The 17228-nt window shown below is 72.1% G+C and carries 13 protein-coding genes; all 13 read right to left on the reverse strand.

What is annotated here, in order from left to right; all coding sequences use genetic code 11:
- Nucleotides 1-158: 158 nt before the first annotated feature.
- A complete protein-coding gene (gene eno, locus CXY01_RS09115; protein WP_146927121.1) occupies nucleotides 159-1439 on the reverse strand; it encodes a phosphopyruvate hydratase in 1281 nt (426 codons plus the stop codon).
- Between the two features lie 99 nt (nucleotides 1440-1538).
- Nucleotides 1539-2921, reverse strand: coding sequence for a Re/Si-specific NAD(P)(+) transhydrogenase subunit beta (pntB, locus tag CXY01_RS09120; RefSeq protein ID WP_146927122.1), 1383 nt, complete (start codon nucleotides 2919-2921; stop codon nucleotides 1539-1541).
- 4 nt (nucleotides 2922-2925) lie between these two features.
- The gene (locus tag CXY01_RS09125) at nucleotides 2926-4479 is read right to left on the reverse strand and encodes a Re/Si-specific NAD(P)(+) transhydrogenase subunit alpha (protein WP_146927123.1); all 1554 of its coding nucleotides are present in this window, start codon (nucleotides 4477-4479) and stop codon (nucleotides 2926-2928) included.
- Between the two features lie 134 nt (nucleotides 4480-4613).
- The gene (locus CXY01_RS09130; RefSeq protein ID WP_307724387.1) at nucleotides 4614-5255 is read right to left on the reverse strand and encodes a nucleoside triphosphate pyrophosphohydrolase; all 642 of its coding nucleotides are present in this window, start codon (nucleotides 5253-5255) and stop codon (nucleotides 4614-4616) included.
- Nucleotides 5252-5812 (reverse strand): hypothetical protein, encoded by a 561-nt coding sequence (locus CXY01_RS09135; RefSeq protein WP_186813342.1) that lies wholly within the window; start codon nucleotides 5810-5812, stop codon nucleotides 5252-5254. Before CXY01_RS09135 ends, CXY01_RS09130 begins: the two co-directional genes overlap by 4 nt.
- Nucleotides 5813-5919: 107 nt before the next feature.
- Entirely contained in the window at nucleotides 5920-9606 is a 3687-nt protein-coding gene (gene mfd / locus CXY01_RS09140) for a transcription-repair coupling factor (protein WP_146927125.1), read from the reverse strand.
- Between the two features lie 145 nt (nucleotides 9607-9751).
- A complete protein-coding gene (locus CXY01_RS09145) occupies nucleotides 9752-10861 on the reverse strand; it encodes an acyltransferase family protein (RefSeq protein ID WP_146927126.1) in 1110 nt (369 codons plus the stop codon).
- A 13-nt stretch (nucleotides 10862-10874) separates the two neighbouring features.
- Nucleotides 10875-11333 (reverse strand): FAD synthase family protein, encoded by a 459-nt coding sequence (locus CXY01_RS09150; RefSeq protein ID WP_146927127.1) that lies wholly within the window; start codon nucleotides 11331-11333, stop codon nucleotides 10875-10877.
- A 111-nt stretch (nucleotides 11334-11444) separates the two neighbouring features.
- On the reverse strand, nucleotides 11445-12566 hold the full coding sequence (locus CXY01_RS09155) for a glycosyltransferase (RefSeq protein WP_246125194.1): 1122 nt from the start codon (nucleotides 12564-12566) through the stop codon (nucleotides 11445-11447).
- A gap of 132 nt (nucleotides 12567-12698) precedes the next feature.
- The gene (locus CXY01_RS09160) at nucleotides 12699-13808 is read right to left on the reverse strand and encodes an acyltransferase family protein (protein WP_146927128.1); all 1110 of its coding nucleotides are present in this window, start codon (nucleotides 13806-13808) and stop codon (nucleotides 12699-12701) included.
- The gene (locus CXY01_RS09165) at nucleotides 13798-14967 is read right to left on the reverse strand and encodes an acyltransferase family protein (RefSeq protein WP_146927129.1); all 1170 of its coding nucleotides are present in this window, start codon (nucleotides 14965-14967) and stop codon (nucleotides 13798-13800) included. The genes CXY01_RS09160 and CXY01_RS09165 overlap by 11 nt, the downstream gene beginning before the upstream one ends.
- On the reverse strand, nucleotides 14960-16111 hold the full coding sequence (locus CXY01_RS09170; protein WP_146927130.1) for an acyltransferase family protein: 1152 nt from the start codon (nucleotides 16109-16111) through the stop codon (nucleotides 14960-14962). Before CXY01_RS09170 ends, CXY01_RS09165 begins: the two co-directional genes overlap by 8 nt.
- Nucleotides 16104-17177: an acyltransferase family protein gene (locus CXY01_RS09175; protein ID WP_146927131.1), complete on the reverse strand. Its 1074-nt coding sequence runs from the start codon at nucleotides 17175-17177 to the stop codon at nucleotides 16104-16106. Before CXY01_RS09175 ends, CXY01_RS09170 begins: the two co-directional genes overlap by 8 nt.
- Between the last annotated feature and the right edge of the window lie 51 nt (nucleotides 17178-17228).

Genomic DNA, 17228 nt, shown 5'->3' on the forward strand with positions numbered 1-17228 from the left:
GACCGCCCCGACCTGCCCGGATGTCGGGTGCCGTGGCGCGCCGGGGCCGACATTCACAGGTTCGGCGTCGAGAACGGCGAGCAGCAGCGTCCGCCGCGGCCCGACCCGCGCACGCCGAAGGCCGGCCACCCGAGCGGGCGACCGGCCTTCGAGGTGTGTCAGGCCTGGAACCGAGGGAAGGCGGAGCGGCCGGCGTAGCGCGCGGCGTCGTCCAGCTCCTCCTCGATGCGGAGCAGCTGGTTGTACTTGTTGATGCGCTCGCCACGGGCGGGGGCACCCGTCTTGATCTGGCCGGCGTTGGTGGCCACCGACAGGTCGGCGATCGTGGTGTCCTCGGTCTCGCCGGAGCGGTGCGAGGTCATCGTCGTGAAGCCGCTGCGCTGGGCCAGCTCGACGGCGTCGAACGTCTCCGTCAGCGTGCCGATCTGGTTGAGCTTGACCAGCAGCGAGTTGGCCGACTTGAGCTCGATGCCCTTGCGCAGGCGCTCGGGGTTGGTGACGAACAGGTCGTCGCCGACGATCTGCACGCGGTCGCCGACCTCGGAGACCAGCTGCGACCAGGACTCCCACTCGTCCTCGGACAGCGGGTCCTCGACGGAGACCAGCGGGTAGTCGCGCACCAGCTGCTCGTAGTACGTGATCATCTCCTGCGGGGTGTGCGCGCGACCCTCGAACTGGTAGGCGCCGTCCTTGAAGAACTCGGTGGCGGCGACGTCGAGCGCGAGGCCCAGGTCGACGCCGGGCGTGAAGCCGGCCTTCTCGATGGCGACCAGGATCAGGTCGAGCGCCTCGCGGTTGCTGCCCAGGTTCGGGGCGAAGCCGCCCTCGTCGCCGAGACCGGTCGACAGGCCCTTGCTCTTCAGCACGGACTTGAGCGAGTGGTAGACCTCGACACCGGTGCGCAGCGCCTCGCGGTACGTGGCCGCGCCGATGGGGGCGACCATGAACTCCTGGATGTCGACGTTGGAGTCGGCGTGCGACCCACCGTTGAGGATGTTCATCATCGGGACCGGGAGCACGTGCGCGTTGGGGCCGCCGAGGTAGCGGAAGAGCGGCAGGTCGGCCGAGTCGGCAGCGGCCTTGGCGACGGCGAGCGAGACGCCGAGGATCGCGTTGGCGCCGAGCTTGCCCTTGTTGGCGGTGCCGTCGAGGTCGATGAGCGCACCGTCGATCAGGCGCTGCTCGGTGGCCTCGAAGCCGATCAGCTCGGGGGCGATCTCGTCGATGACGGCGCTGACGGCCTCCTCGACGCCCTTGCCCAGGTAGCGGGCGGAGTCACCGTCACGGCGCTCGACGGCCTCGAAGGCGCCGGTCGAGGCACCGGAGGGAACTGCAGCACGGGCGATGGTGCCGTCGTCGAGTGCGACCTCGACCTCGACAGTGGGGTTGCCGCGCGAGTCGAGGATCTCGCGGGCGCCGACGGCCTCGATGCTGGCCATGGGTGCTCCTTTGGAAGCGGGTGGGTTTACGACCTCACCCTAGTGGCGTCCACGAAGAGCTGCGGAGGGCCCTTCGACCCGTGGACGCGCTCGACCTCCTCAGAGCGCCAGCATGATGTGCTCGACCTGGTCCTTGGCGTCCCCGAACAGCATCGAGGTGTTGTCCCGGAAGAACAGCGGGTTCTGCACGCCCGCGTAGCCGGTGGCCATCGACCGCTTGAAGACGATGACGCGCGCGGCCTTCCACACCTCGAGCACGGGCATGCCCGCGATCGGCGAGGACGGGTCGTCGAGCGCCGCCGGGTTCACGGTGTCGTTGGCGCCGATGACGAGGACGACGTCGGTCTCGGCGAGGTCGCCGTTGATCTCGTCCATCTCGAGCACGATGTCGTACGGCACCTTGGCCTCGGCGAGCAGGACGTTCATGTGCCCGGGCAGCCGGCCCGCGACCGGGTGGACCCCGAACCGGACCTCGACGCCGCGGGCGCGCAGCTTGGTGACGAGCTCCGCGACGGGGTACTGCGCCTTGGCGACGGCCATCCCGTACCCCGGCGTGATGACCACCCGTCGGGCGTCGGCGAGCAGCTCGGCGGCCTCGGGCGGCTTGATCTCGTGGTACTCGCCGACCTCGGCGTCCGACGCGACGACCGTCCCGCCCCCGGTCCCGTAGCCGCCGAGGATGACGCTGACGAACGAGCGGTTCATCGCCGTGCACATGAGGTAGCTGAGGATCGCACCGGACGAGCCGACGAGCGCGCCGGTGACGATCAGGAGGTCGTTGCTGAGCATGAAGCCCGCCGCCGCGGCCGCCCAGCCGGAGTAGGAGTTGAGCATCGAGACGACGACGGGCATGTCGCCGCCGCCGATGGAGGCCACCAGGTGCCAGCCGAGGGCCAGCGCCACCACGGTCATGAGCAGCAGCGGCCACACGCTCCCCGTGCCGAGGAACCAGACCAGCAGCGCGCCCGACGCCACGACCATCGCCAGGTTCAGCCAGTTGCGGCCGGGCAGCACCATCGGCGCGGAGCTGATCTTCGTCGACAGCTTGAGGTACGCGACGATCGAGCCGGTGAACGTCACGGCGCCGATGAGCACGCCGAGGAACACCTCGACCAGGTGTGCGGGGTCGGACGGTTCCGTGAGGAACGAGTTGTAGCCGACGAGCACCGCGGCGAGCCCGACGAACGAGTGCAGGATCGCGATGAGCTCGGGCATCTGCGTCATCTCGACGCGGCGCGCCTGCCAGGTGCCGACCGTGGCGCCGATCAGGAGCACGACGAGGATCAGCGACGCGGTGACCTCGACGGGCCGCTCGGACCCCTCCAGGGCGAGCGCGATGGTCGCCGCGAGCGCGATGACCATGCCCACCATCCCCGCGACGTTGCCGCGCCGGGCGGTCTCCTGCTTCGAGAGTCCGGCGAGGCTGAGGATGAACAGGACGGCAGCGGCGAGGTAGGCAGCCTGGGCCACGGAGGTCAGCACGGGGTCAGGCGTCCTTCCGGAACATGCGGATCATGCGGTTGGCGACGAGGAACCCGCCGAACACGTTGATGCTGGCCACGGACGCGGCGATCACCGCGAGCGCGGTCACCAGCCAGCTGTCGTCGCCGATCTGCAGCAGCGCGCCGACCAGGATGATCCCCGAGATGGCGTTGGTCTGGGCCATCAGCGGCGTGTGCAGCGAGTGGCTGACGTTCGAGATGACGTAGTAGCCGACGATCACCGCGAGCACGAAGACCGTGACGTGCCCGAGCACGGCGGCCGGCGCGAACGAGATCGCGAACAGCACGGCGACCGCCAGGAGCGCGAGGACGACCGACCGTCGCTGGCGCCGGCGCGCCTTCTCCTCCGCGGAGGCGGTGGCCGCGAGAGCACGCTCCTGCGGCGACGGCCCGGCCGGTGCGGCGGGTGCCGCCGACACCTGCACGGGCGGCGGTGGCCACAGCACCTCCCCGTCGCGCGTCACCACCATCCCGCGCTGCACGGGGTCGTCGAGGTCGAGCACCAGCTGCCCGTCCTTGCCGGGGGTGAGCAGCTGGAGCAGGTGCACGATGTTGGTGCCGAACAGCTGGGACGTGTGCTGCGGCATCCGGCTGGTGAGGTCCGTGTAGCCGACGACGGTGACGCCGTTCTCGGTCACGACGGCCTTGCCCGGCACGGTGCGCTCACAGTTGCCGCCACCGGAGGCTGCCAGGTCGACGATCACGCTGCCGGGCCGCATGCCGGCGACCATGTCGGCGGTGATCGTGGTCGGCGCGTGGCCCCGCACGAGCGCGGTCGTGATGACGATGTCCGCGTCGGCCGTCTCGGCGGCGTACATCTCCTGCGTCAGCCGCTCCTGCTCCTGCGTGAGCGCGCTGGCGTACCCGTCGGAGCTGACGGCCTGCTGGGCGGCTGCGGCCTGCACGAACGTCGCCCCCATCGACTCGATCTGCTCACCGACCTCGGGCCGGACGTCGAACGCGCGGACGCGGGCGCCCATCGACCCCGCCGCCCCGATCGCCGCCAGGCCTGCCACTCCCGCGCCGATGACGAACACCCGCGCCGGCGGGGTCTTGCCGGCGGCGGTGACCTGCCCGGTGAACATGCCGCCGTAGACCTCGGCCGCCTCGATGACGGCCCGGTAGCCCGCCACGTTCGACATGGTGCTCAGGACGTCGAGCGCCTGCGCCCGCGAGATGCGGGGCACGGCGTCGAGGGCCAGCGCCGTCACGCCGCGCGCGTGCAGGTCCTCGACCAGGCCGGGGCTGGCCGCGGGGGCGAGCATGGCGACGAGCGTGGCGCCCGGCCGCAGCGAGGCGAGCTCGGCGTCCGTCGGCGGGTTGACCTTGGCGACGACGTCGCTCAGCCAGGCGTCGGCCGCGCTGCCGACCGCCGCGCCGGCGGTCGCGTAGTCCTCGTCGCGGAAGGTGGCCGCATCGCCGGCGCCGCTCTCGACGACCACCTCGTAGCCGAGGCCGACCAGCTGCCCGACCGTCTTGGGCGTGGCAGCGACGAGGCGTTCGCCCGGGCGGCTCTCCGTGGGGATGCCGATGCGCATCGCTGCGTTCCTCCGTCGTCGGTGGTCGTGGTGGCTGGCCCTCATCATGGCGGCCCCGGGCAGGCTACGGCCTTCGCTCGGGCTCCGGCAAGCGCTTTCCGTCTGCTGGTCGGAGGATCCGCGGAACTTCCGCCTCAGGCACCCGCGGCCCGCTCGGCCGAGCGCAGGTCCCGCTCCCAGGCAGCGGCCGCCTGCCGCAGCGCACCCTCCGCGTCCATCCCGGCGGCGTCCGCCTCCAGGACGAGCGCGAGCAGCCGTTCGCCCAGGCCCTCTCCTCCGGCGGGGGGCGGGGTCGTGAGCTGCGCCCGGCCGGCCCGCCCGGCCACCTTCTGCGCCCGCGCGAGCGCCCCCAGGGCGAGCGGCACACCGTCGAGCGCCGAGGCGCGCTGCTTCTCGGCCTTCTTCAGCCGGTCCCACTGCACGTGCACGTCCCCCACGACCGCCGCGGACCCATCGTCCTCGAAGACGTGCGGGTGCCGCCGCACCAGCTTGGCGACGAGGTCGGCAGCCACGTCGTCGACGTCGAACGGGTCGCTCGGGTGCTCGGTGGCGATGCGCGCGTGGAACACGACCTGCAGCAGCAGGTCGCCCAGCTCCTCGCGCAGCCCGGGCCGGTCGCCCGTCTCGATCGCCTCCGCCAGCTCGTACGCCTCCTCCAGGGCGTACGGCACCAGCGACCCGTGCGTCTGCTGGGCGTCCCACGGACAGCCGCCCGGCGAGCGCAGCCTGTCCATCACCCGCACGAGCTCGCGCAGCGGGTCCGGCGCCGTCGTCACGAGGCCGAGGGCGCGGGCTCCGGCGTCGGCTGAGGCTCCGGCGCTCCGTCGTCGGCAGCGTCCGCGTCGGCGTCCACCAGCCACGACGGGCGGACGGGAGCGCCGATCTGGAAGCCTTCCTGCAGCGAGGCGAACCGCGGGTTGACCGTGATGTCGAGCTCGCGCAGCCGGCCGTCGATCTCCTGGCCGACGTCGTCGGCCTCCGGGAGGGCCTCGAGGTTGCTGTAGGCGATGGAGTACCGCGCGACCGCGAGCGACGGCTCCGTGAAGGTCGCCGTGGCACCCTCGACCCGCTGCTCCACGACGCTGTCCAGCAGCGCCTGGGCGTCCTCGTCCGAGACCCCGACGCCCTTCTCCTCGGCCAGCTCCACGACCGTCGGCTCCTGGACCAGCAGGGCCAGCAGGTTGGTCGTCGTGATGTCCGGGAGCCACGGGGACAGCTCGGTCAGGGCGGCCTCGAGGTCCGAGGTGGGGATCGCCGTGCCGTCGACCACGGCCGCGGCCCCGGGCTGCCCGGAGCACCCGACCAGACCGACCGTCGCCGTCAGCGCGACCACCAGGCCTGCGCCCCGCACAGCCTTGCCCCGCACTGCCCTACGCCACTGCACCGCCACAGCCGGACCTCCCGCGTCGTCGCTCGTCGATCGGGGTCATCGTAGGGCCCTCACCTGCGCGCGGTGCCCACCGTCCCGGCTGTGCCTGCCGTGGCCGCCGCGGCGACGTCACCGCGGACCACCGCGTCGATGAACTGGCGCGCCCAGAGCATGACCTCGCGCCCCTGCACGGGCTTGCCGCCCAGCCGTGCGGTCATGGGCCAGGGCACCAGGACCGTGCGCGTGGCCGGCTTGAGCACCGCGCCCGGGTAGAGCCGCTTGAGCCGCAGCTGCGCGGACTCGGGCAGGTCGACGGGCGCGAACCGGACGAACTTGCCCTGCGCCGTGACGTCGGACAGCCCCGAGGCGCGCACGTGCTGGCGGAACTCGGCCACCTCGAACAGGTTGTCGACCGCTGACGGCACGGCGCCGTACCGGTCGAGCAGCTCAGCCCGGACCTCGCCCAGCGCCGCCGAGTCCGCCGCCGCCGCGATCTTGCGGTACGCCTCGAGGCGCAGCCGCTCGTGCGCGATGTAGTCGTGCGGGATGTGCGCGTCGACGGGCAGCTCGATGGTGACGTCGGGCAGCTCCTCCTCGACCTCGCCGCGGAAGTTGGCCACCGCCTCCCCGACCATGCGGATGTACAGGTCGAAGCCGACGCCCTCGATGTGCCCGGACTGCTCGCCGCCCAGGAGGTTGCCCGCACCGCGGATCTCCAGGTCCTTCATGGCCACAGCCATGCCGGCGCCGAGGTCGGTGTTCGCGGCGATCGTCTGCAGCCGGTCGTGCGCGGTCTCCGTCAGCGGCTTCTCCGGCGGGTAGAGGAAGTACGAGTACGCGCGCTCGCGCCCACGGCCCACCCGGCCGCGCAGCTGGTGCAGCTGCGACAGGCCGAGGAGGTCGGCGCGCTCGAGGATGAGGGTGTTGGCGTTGGAGATGTCCAGGCCGGTCTCGACGATCGTCGTGCAGACCAGGACGTCGAACCTCTTCTCCCAGAAGTCGACGATGACCTGCTCGAGCTGGTGCTCGTTCATCTTCCCGTGCGCCACCGCCACCCGGGCCTCGGGCACCAGCTCCATCAGGCGCGACGCGGTCCGCTCGATCGAGTCGACCTTGTTGTGCACGTAGAAGACCTGGCCCTCGCGCAGCAGCTCACGACGGATGGCCGCGCTGATCTGCTTCTCGTCGTACGCGCCGACGAACGTCAGGACCGGGTGCCGCTCCTCGGGCGGGGTGGCCAGCGTCGACATCTCCCGGATGCCCGTGACCGCCATCTCCAGCGTGCGCGGGATGGGCGTCGCGCTCATCGACAGCACGTCCACGTTGGTGCGCAGCGCCTTGAGCGTCTCCTTGTGCTCGACGCCGAACCGCTGCTCCTCGTCGATCACCACGAGCCCCAGGTCCTTGAACCGCACCTCGCCGGTGATCAGCCGGTGGGTGCCGATGACCACGTCGACCGTGCCGTCGGACAGCCCGGCGGCGACCTCCTTGGACTCCTTGGGCGACTGGAACCGGCTGAGCGCCTTCACCGTCACCGGGAACGCGCTGTACCGCTCGCTGAACGTGTCGAGGTGCTGCTGGACCAGGAGCGTCGTCGGCACGAGGATCGCCACCTGCTTGCCGTCCTGCACCGCCTTGAACGCGGCCCGCACGGCGATCTCCGTCTTGCCGTAGCCGACGTCCCCGCACACCAGCCGGTCCATCGGGATGGGCTTCTCCATGTCGGCCTTGACCTCGTCGATGGTCGCCGCCTGGTCCGGGGTCTCGACGTACGCGAACGCGTCCTCGAGCTCGCGCTGCCACGGCGTGTCCGGGCCGAACGCGTGCCCGGCGGTCGCCATGCGCGCCGAGTAGAGCCGGATGAGCTCCGCGGCGATCTCCTTGACGGCCTTCTTGGCGCGGCCCTTGGTCTTCGCCCAGTCGCCCCCGCCCATCTTGGACAGGCTCGGCGCCTCGCCGCCCACGTACTTGGTGACCTGGTCCAGCTGGTCGCTGGGCACGAACAGCCGGTCCCCCGGCTGACCCCGCTTGCTGGAGGCGTACTCGATGACCAGGTACTCGCGCGTCGCCGCGGTGGCGCCGGTTCCGATGGTCCGCTGCACCAGCTCCACGAACCGCCCGACGCCGTGCTGCTCGTGCACCACGTAGTCGTGCGGGCGCAGCTGGAGCGGGTCGACGACGTTGCGGCGCCGGCTCGGCATCCTGCGCATGTCCCGCGTCGACGTCCCCGCACGGCCCGTGAGGTCCGACTCGGAGAACACGGCGAGGTGCAGCGGCTCCGCGACGAACCCGGGCCCGACCGGGGCCGGCACGACGAGGACGACGCCGCCGTCGGGCTCCTCGGCGATCGTCCCCACCAGCCGCGCGGGCACCTCGGCGGCCTTGAGCTGCTCGACCATGCGCTGCGCCGGGCCGTGCCCCTCGGTGGCCAGCACCAGCCGCCAGCCGGCCTGCTGCAGCACCCGGACGTCGGCCACCGCGCGGGCGACCTCCCCGCGGTAGCGCTCGACGTCCCGCGCCGCGATCACGAGCGTCTGCGCGGTCGCCGCCAGGTCGTCGGCCATCGCGCTCAGGTGCGGCGACTCGTTGCGGGCGGCCGTGTGGCCGGTGCCCGTCGCGCCCTCGTAGAAGTCGTCCGGCTTGGCGGCCTCCGTCGCGTCGACGTCCAGGGAGAACGGCGACAGCGTCCACCAGCCCAGCCCGCGCACCGCCGCCAGCGCGCGGACCTCCGCGAACGACGCGAAGCTCGCCGCCGACAGGTCCAGGGGCGTCGCCGCACCGGCCGCCGCGGACGTCCACGCCGCCTCGAGGAACTCCTGCGTGGTGGCGACGAGGTCGTGCGCGCGACGGCGCACCCGCTCGGGGTCCACCATCACCAGCAGGCTGTCGTCGTGCACCAGGTCGAGCACCGGGACCATGCGGTCGACCAGCGCGGGCGCCAGCGACTCCATGCCCTCGACCGCGATGCCCTGCGCCAGCTTGTCCAGCATGTCGACCGCACCGGGCAGCTGCGGGACCAGCTCGGCGGCACGCGCACGGACCGCGTCCGTCAGCAGGATCTCGCGGCACGGCGGCGCCCACACCCCGTGGTCCGCCACCTCGAGGCTGCGCTGGTCGGCCACGGAGAACCAGCGGATCTCCTCGACGTCCTCGCCCCACAGCTCGACGCGCAGCGGGTGGTCCTCCGTCGGCGGGAACACGTCGATGATCCCGCCGCGCACCGCGAACTCGCCGCGCTTCTCCACCATGTCGACGCGCGTGTACGCCGCGCCGACCAGCTTCTCCGCGAGGTCCGCCAGGTCCACCCGGTCCCCGGTGCTGATCGAGACGGGCGCCAGCTCCCCGAGGTCCTCGACCACCGGCTGCAGCAGCGCCCGCACCGGCATCACGAGGACCCGGACCGGCCCGGCGTGCCCCTCCGTCTCGGGGTGCGCGAGCCGCCGGAACACCGCCAGACGCCGTGCCACGGTGTCGCTGCGCGGCGACAGGCGCTCGTGCGGCAGCGTCTCCCACGACGGCAGGACCGCCACGTCGTCGGCCGGCACGTAGCACCGGATGGCGGCGGCGAGCTCGTCGGCGTCCCGGCCCGTCGCGGTCACGACGACCAGCGGGCGACCCGAGGCCAGCGCGGCCAGCAGCGGCGGACGGACCCCCGCGGGGCCGACGACGTCGAGCTCGCCACGGGCACGGACGTTCTCGACGGCCGCGGCGGCGGCAGGGTCGGAGAGCAGGGCGGGCAGGAGGCCGGAGAGGTCCATGGGGTCCTTCGTGGAGCGACGAGACATGCCTGCGGCACCGGGGAGGGCACCTAGGTGCAGCGCGAACGCCCCGGATCCACGAAGGAGGCGGGGTGCAGGTCAAGTCTACGAGGGCCGTCGGACATCCGGCGGGGCAGCGCGCATCTCAGCGACCCAGACGAGCGCGGACGGGACGAGGGAGCTCCCACAGCGCCGACCACCCGGCCCGGCGGGTGAGGACCTCCACCCCGAGGCTCAGCGCGATCACGGCCGCCGTGATCGCCAGGGGCGCCAGCAGCGCACCCACCGCGGACCCGAGCACCCCGTCGACCAGGGCGCCGGCAGCTCCGGCCGTCGCCCACAGGAGCAGGTAGATCCACAGCGGGTGCAGGACGTACACCGCAAGGGTGTGCCGCCCGAGGCCGACGCCCAGGCGGAGGGCGGGTCCCCATCGGACGACCAGCGCGACCGCAACCACGGCCAGGAGCATGAATGCCGTCCCGCGCAGGACGAAGAGCACACCGCCCAGCACGGGACCCTCCATCACCCGGCCCAGCAGCGTGACACCCGCCGCGAGCACCGCTGTGGCCAGCAGCAGACCGGGGCCACCCCGCTCGCCGAGCCGACGCAGCAGCGGCGCGCCGTAGACACCGACGGCGAAGAACACGAACACCTCGAGGATGCGGGGCCAGAAGCTCGCGGTGTCGTCGAGCGTGTGCGCCCAGACCGAGAGCGGGACCAGGGCCGTGAGCACGAGCCACGCCGGTACGCGCCGTGCGGCCGCCAGGACCGGGATGAAGACGGCGAGGGCGAACAGGTACCAGAGGGTCGTCGCCGGGGCGACCACCTGGACCAGCAGGTCCCCCACGCCGTCGATGCGGTGCGGGAGCTCGGTGGCAGGGACCACGACGAAGAACACCGCGTACAGGGCCAGCCACACCAGGTAGAGGTAGTAGTTGCCCACGGCCCGGAAGACGGTCGTCGACCGATGCAGTCCCGCGCGGACCTGCCGCGACATCACCAGGCCTGACGCGGCCAGGAGAACGGGCATCCGCACGCTGCCCAGCCACGAGTTCACGGTCCGCCACAGGCTGTCACCGGGGTCGGCGATGCCGGCCGGTGACGCGAGCGTCCACCAGAGGACCACGTGGAACAGCACCACGGCGGCCACGCTGTAGCCCCGGGTCGCATCGACCCAGGCCAGGCGCGGCGCCCGATCCGGCTCACGGCCGGTGTCCGCGGGGGCCGGCGCGCTCGTGGCCCCCGGCGTGCTCATGGCCGCCGGTACCTCACGCCGTGGCCGCCACGGCCTCGTCGTCACGCAGCGGGCTGACCAGGCGGTCGAGAGCGGCGCGCAGCATCGTGCTGGACGTCTGCATCGTGTACGGGAAGTACACGACCTCCACGCCGACCTCGGCGAAGCGCCGCTCGAGGTCGCGGCCCTTGACCGTGCCACGCCAGTCGTCGCCCTTGAAGAAGACGTCGAAGCCCACCGCGGCCCACGTGTCCAGCTTGTCCGGCAGCACCTCGGCGTGGACGCGGTCCACGAAGGAGATGTGGCTGACGATCTCCATCCGCTCCGCCAGCGGGACGACCGGCCGCCGGCCCTTGGCCCTCTCGAGCATCTCGTCGGAGACCACGCCGGCGATCAGGACGTCGCAGTGCTGGCGCGCGTGCCGCAGCAGGTTGAGGTGCCCGACGTGGAACAGGTCGTACGCCCCTGGGGCGTAACCGACTCGCTGGGACATCCGACCTCCAGTACGTAGGCCGACAGCGTTGGCGGCGAGCTTCTTTCTCGACATCGACATTATGATGAATCGGGCATTTCCGGCAGGGTTCAGACGGGTGAATACCCCGTGTCAGGCCCGCTCGTCCAGCAGCGGAGCGGCCTCGGCCGGCAGCGACGACGACCTCCGCGACGACCGCGGGCGGTAGATGACCCGGGCGTGGAACGTGAAGCGGGCCAGGAACGCGATCAGCAGCGTCACAGCGGTCGCGGGGACGGCGGCGACGTGTGCGGTCTGCACGAGCAGCGCCAGCAGAGGCAGACGGACGAGCGTCTCGGCGTTGTTGAAGGCGAACGAGCTGCCGAACCTGCGCCAGACCCCCCGGCCCTCGTGGCGCAGGTCGTGGAACACGAACCGCTCCTGGAGCAGGAAGTTCATGACGATCGTGAACTCGGCCGCGCAGACTGCGGCGAGCAGGTAGCCGGCTCCCAGCGAGGTCAAGGCGGCCACGATGCCGATGTTCACCAGGGCGCCCAGTCCGCCGATCACCGCGAACCGCGACATCCGGCCGAACCGGAGGGCCGCCAGCTGCGAGAGGAACGAGAGACCCTGTGCCAGCGAGGCCTTCGACTCCCCGGCCAGCCGGTCCCCGAAGACGAACGGGATCTCCGCGAGCGTGAGCCGGTGCCGGGCCAGGATCTCGAGCAGGATCTTGAACCCGCGGGGACGCAGGCGCTCGAGGTCGACGGCGGCCCGACGGACGACGAAGAATCCCGTCATCGGGTCGGAGCAGTCCGCGAGCCGCAGGGGGAACATCGCCCGGGTGAGGCTGGTGGACACGGAGGAGACCGCGCGCCGGGTGGCGTTCGCCAGTCCCCCGCTGCTGCCGTCGGCCAGGTACCGGGAGGCGACGACGACGTCGACGCCCTCGTGGACGGCGGTCGCCAGCAGCACCGGCACCAGGTCGGGGGGGTGCTGCAGGTCGCCGTCCATCACGAGGCACCACGTCGCCGTGCTCGCGGCGATGCCTTCCTGGACGGCCCCACTGAGTCCGCCGGTCGGGTTGTCGCGATGGATCAGTCGCACCGGGATGGCCGCCGTCGCGGCGACCGTCCGGACGACATCGGGCGTGTCGTCCGAGGAGTCGTCGACGAACAGGACCTCCGCTGCGACACCGTCGAGCGCGACCCCGAGCTGCCGGACGAGCTCGGCCACGTTCGGTGCCTCGTTGTACGTGGGGACGATGACGGTCACCTCGAACCTCGAGGTGGTGCCTGGGCCGTCCGACACGCTCACATGGCTCCCTCAGAGATGGGTGGGCTCACGCCCGGTGACTTGCAGGCTAGCCGCGGGACCCCCGCACGGCGGAAGGGTTCCGGTCCGATTTCACCCCGTTTGTCCCCCGGGTGGCCGAGCACCCCGCTTGAGCCTGAGCGCCGGACGCTCGACCAGGAACCAGCTCGCCGCAGCAACCGGCAGGGTCACCGCGATCGAGAGGCCGGCGAACACCGCCACCGGCAGCGCACCCAGCCCGACGCACACCAGCGCCTGCTGGAGCGGGAACGCGTAGACGTACGTGCCGTAGGACAGGTCCTGGGTGAACCGCCAGCGAGGCGCCGTCATCATCGCGCCCAGCCCGAGCGCCACGTAGGCGACGAGCGGCGCGGCGACGAGCCTGTAGTCCGGGACGAAGGCGGCGGGGACGACGGCGAGCGCGGCGACGGCGAGGTACGCGGGGCGGACCCGCACCCGGTGGGCCAGCACCAGGAGCAGGGCGCCGGCGGTGAACATCAGACCGAACCGCGCGCCCATGCGGAACTCGTAGCGCTCGACGACGCCGAGGGTCACCGCGAGCTCCGCGCACCAGAAGAGGACGAACAGCACGACGACGGTCTCCCGGCTGCGGCGCAGGAGACCCACCACGCCCAGCGCGGCGATGCCGAGGTAGCAGAGCGCCTCCCACCACAGGGTCCACAGGGACCCGTTCCAGACGCCCTCGTACGGCACGCCGGTCGGGGTCCCCGCGATGTCGTACTGCTGCACCCGGAGGAACGCGTTGGCCAGGACGTAGTCGAGCGAGTCGGAGAGGCTGAGGGACTGGCCCTGGGCGCGGACGGCCAGCGGCGCGATGACGAACGCGGTCAGTACGAGGCACACGTAGAACGCGGGCAGGATCCGCAGGGCGCGCGCCCACAGGTACGTCCGCAGGCGGGGGTTGCGGATCCAGCTGCGGGTGATCAGGAAGCCGGAGATGGCGAAGAACGCGTCGACCCACAGGCTCCCGCCCAGCTGACGCACCGGCGCCCAGGGCACCGAGGCACCGGTCACCGGGACCGAGTGCCAGACGATCACCGCCGCGGCCAACCCCAGGCGGACGGCGTTCAGCCCGTTGCGCCGGGGATCGAACTGCTCAGCGAGGGTCGGGGCTCCCTGCGCGCGGGGACGGGGCGGTTCCAGCACCTCCGGCCGCGGCGCGACCACCTCGTCAGCCGTCATCGCCCGGACCCGTCGCAGGTGGAACCGGGACAGCCGGACGACGGAACCGGCTGAGCAGCTCCACGTTCTTGAGCCGGAGCGCGGGACGTTCGACGGCTCGCCAGCTCAGGGCCGCCATGGGGAGCACGACCGCGACCGAGGCGACGAAGAACCCGAGGACGCCCAGCGAGGCGGCGCCCACGCCGATCAGCATCTGCTGCATCGGGTAGCCGTAGATGTAGGTGCCGTACGAGAGGTCGGTCGGCAGGCGCAGCGCCGGGTTCTTGATGAGCGCCCCCGCGACGATGACGAGGTACGCCAGCGGCAGGGCGCCGATGAGCCGGTAGTCCGGCAGCGCCGTGGACAGCAGCACGACGGCGGCAGCCGGGAGCAGGAGCCACCTCGAGGCCGGGATCCGGTCCCGGAACGTGTAGACCACCGCTCCGGCCAGGAACATCGTCGCGAACCGCGCGGCGTGATGCGGCAGGTAGCCCGGGACGACGTCCGTGGAGGTCAGCGAGAGAAGCGCCAGCGAGCCGAGGAAGAGCACCACGATCACGGCTCGCCGGGACACCAGGCGCGTCACGCCGAGGACCAGGACCCCCACGTAGCAGGCGAACTCCCACGAGAGGGTCCACAGCGACCCGTTCCAGGTGCCCGACTCCTGCGGCGAGGCACCGGTCGGGGTGCCGTCGATCCCCTCCTGGAAGATCCACAGCGCGCTGTTGTGCCAGACGTAGCCCCACTCGTCGCTGACGAACCGGGAGGTGATCGGGTGGCCCGTGATGAGCGCGTGCACCGGTGCCAGGACGAACGCCGTCACCACCAGGCACACCCAGAAGCCCGGCATGATCCGCAGGAACCGGGCCCGGGCGTAGCGGCGGACGTCGGGTCTGCTGACCCAGCTGCCGAGGATCAGGAAGCCGGAGATCGCGAAGAACGCGTCCACGAAGACGCTCCGCATCAGGACCTCGGCCGGAGCCCAGCCGGAGCTCGTGCCGAGCATCGTGAACGAGTGCCGCAGCAGGACGCCGAGCGCCAGCAGCAGGCGGATGAGGTTGAGCGCGTTGGCCCGCGGGTCGAACACGTCCAGCAGGGAGGGCAGCGCGCGGCGGCGCGTCCGGCCCCCCGGCGTCGTCGGACGTGCCGGGGCGATCGTCGCCGCGTGGTCGTCAGCCATGCGTGGTCCTCTCCGGCTCCGGCGCGGCGGCTGCTCGGACGGGCAGGTCTCCCCGGCCGAACCGCGCGCGCAGGGGCTCGGGCATCTCGAACAGGAACGCGAGCGGCGTGCGGGTGAGCACCGTCTGCACGCCGACCGACACGGCGACCACCACGGCCGTGACGACCAGCGGGTAGACGAGCGCCGTCGCGCGCTGGCCGAGCACGTCGTCCAGCCGGTCCCCGCCCCAGGTGCGCACGACGACGATCCACACCCCGATCAGCAGGGGGTGGAGCACGTAGACGCCGAGCGTGCGGCGGCCGAGGGCGACCCCGAGCCGGCGGAGAGGCTCCCAGCGCACGGCGAGCGCGACGGCGACGACGCTCACGGCGACGAACGCGGTGCACCGGACGACGAAGAACAGCGAGTCGGCGAGCGGCCCGTCGACGAGCCGGTTCGCCACCGTGAGCGCCGCGGCGGCTGCCGCTGCGACGAGCAGGACGACCACACTGGCCCTCTCCGCGAGCCTGCGGAGCACCCCGGCGCCGTAGACGCCCAGGGCGAAGAACACGACCATCTCCGGGACCTTGGGCCAGAACTGGTCCGCCACCCCGGGGACGTCCCAGACGCGCAGCGCATGGGCGACGGTGGAGACCAGCGCGGCGACGACCAGCACCGGGACGGGCGGCGCGCGGTGCAGGAGCGACAGGACGACGATGTACGCCGCGAGCGCGTAGACGTACCAGAGCGTGGTGTCCGGGACCAGGAGCTGCACGAGCACGTCCGCGCCGTCCACGCGGTGCCGCAGGTACGCCTGCGCGAACACCGCGAAGAACAGGAAGTACACCAGCAGCCACACCACGTAGAGGTAGTAGTTGGCCGCTGCGCGGTATCCCGTGGTGCTCGTCCGCAGACCCGCGCGCACCTGGCGGGCGAGCACGAGACCCGAGACCGCCACGAGCACGGGCATCCGGACGCTGTCGAGGACGGTGTTGACCAGCCCCCACACGCCGTCGGCGACGTCGTCCACCGCGTCCGCGGACAGGACGTTCCAGAGGACCACGTGGAACAGCACGACGGCGACGACGCAGTAGCCGCGCGTCGCGTCGACCCACGCGAGCCGCGGGGTCGTCGACGTGCCCACGGCGGGTGCGGCGTCAGCCACGGGGCTCCGCGGCGACGGCCGTCCGGTCGGCGGGGCGTCGCACGGTGGCGAACCACCCGGGCGGGGCGAACAGGGCCTCGCAGTGCAGGCTGCTGCGGCGGGAGTGCACGAGGAGCGCGACCGACACCGCCGTGGCTGCCAGCAGGGGCGGCATCAGCACCGACATGCCGGGCAGGTCGACCGCACCGCTGTAGTGCAGGGCCACGGCCAGCAGGATGATCAGCGGGGTGTGCATGAGGTAGATCGGCAGCGTGCGGGACCCGATCCAGCGCAGCGGCGCGTTCTGCACCGCCATGCTCAGCGCGATCCCGGCGCCGACGCCCAGGACGCAGTTGACGAAGTACAGTCCCGGCAGCGCACGCCAGTCCATGGCCCACAGGAGCACCGAGAACCCCGCCCACGTGACGATCAGGGCGGTCCCGAGACCCCACCCGACGCGCTCGGAGAACGCGAGCACGGCGCTGCGCGCGTACATCCCCGCGAGGAAGAAGAAGTAGTACTTCACCGACCCCGACCAGCCCGGGACGGAGGTCTCCCACCCGCTCAGCGCGATCACCGACGCGACACCGGCCACGGCCAGCTGCGCGGCCACGGGCACCCGCGCGGTGAGCTTGGCCACCACGAAGAAGAGCGCGAGCGCCCAGATGAACCACAGCTCGAGCTGCGGGGCGTACGGCGATGCCCCGACGACGCGCAGGACCCCCTCGAGCGACCCCTCGCCCTTCATCCGGACGCCGATGAAGAAGGTGGCGACACCGACGACGGTCCACAGGAAGTACGTCCAGACGTACAGCCGCAGCTTCACGTCCCAGAGGTCGGACCAGCGTGCCAGCACCCACTTGCGCGCGAAGAGCCCCGCGAGCACGAAGAACAGCGGCATGCGCAGCGACGACACGACGAGGTTGACCTGGATCCACCCGCCCACGTGCGCACCCGCCGCGGCGGACCAGTTGGCGGAGTGGAACAGCGCGACGAGAAGGATGGCGATGCCACGCCCGGCGTCCACCCAGCCGAGGCGGGGGCGGGGGGTCCCGGAGTCCGCGCTCGGGTGGGGTTCGGTCGTCACCCCGGAATTTTAGGCTGGGCAGGCACGAGATGTACCGTTTGTCCCCGTTTT

The sequence above is a fragment of the Cellulomonas xylanilytica genome (genome assembly GCF_007989805.1).
Lineage (GTDB): Bacteria > Actinomycetota > Actinomycetes > Actinomycetales > Cellulomonadaceae > Cellulomonas > Cellulomonas xylanilytica.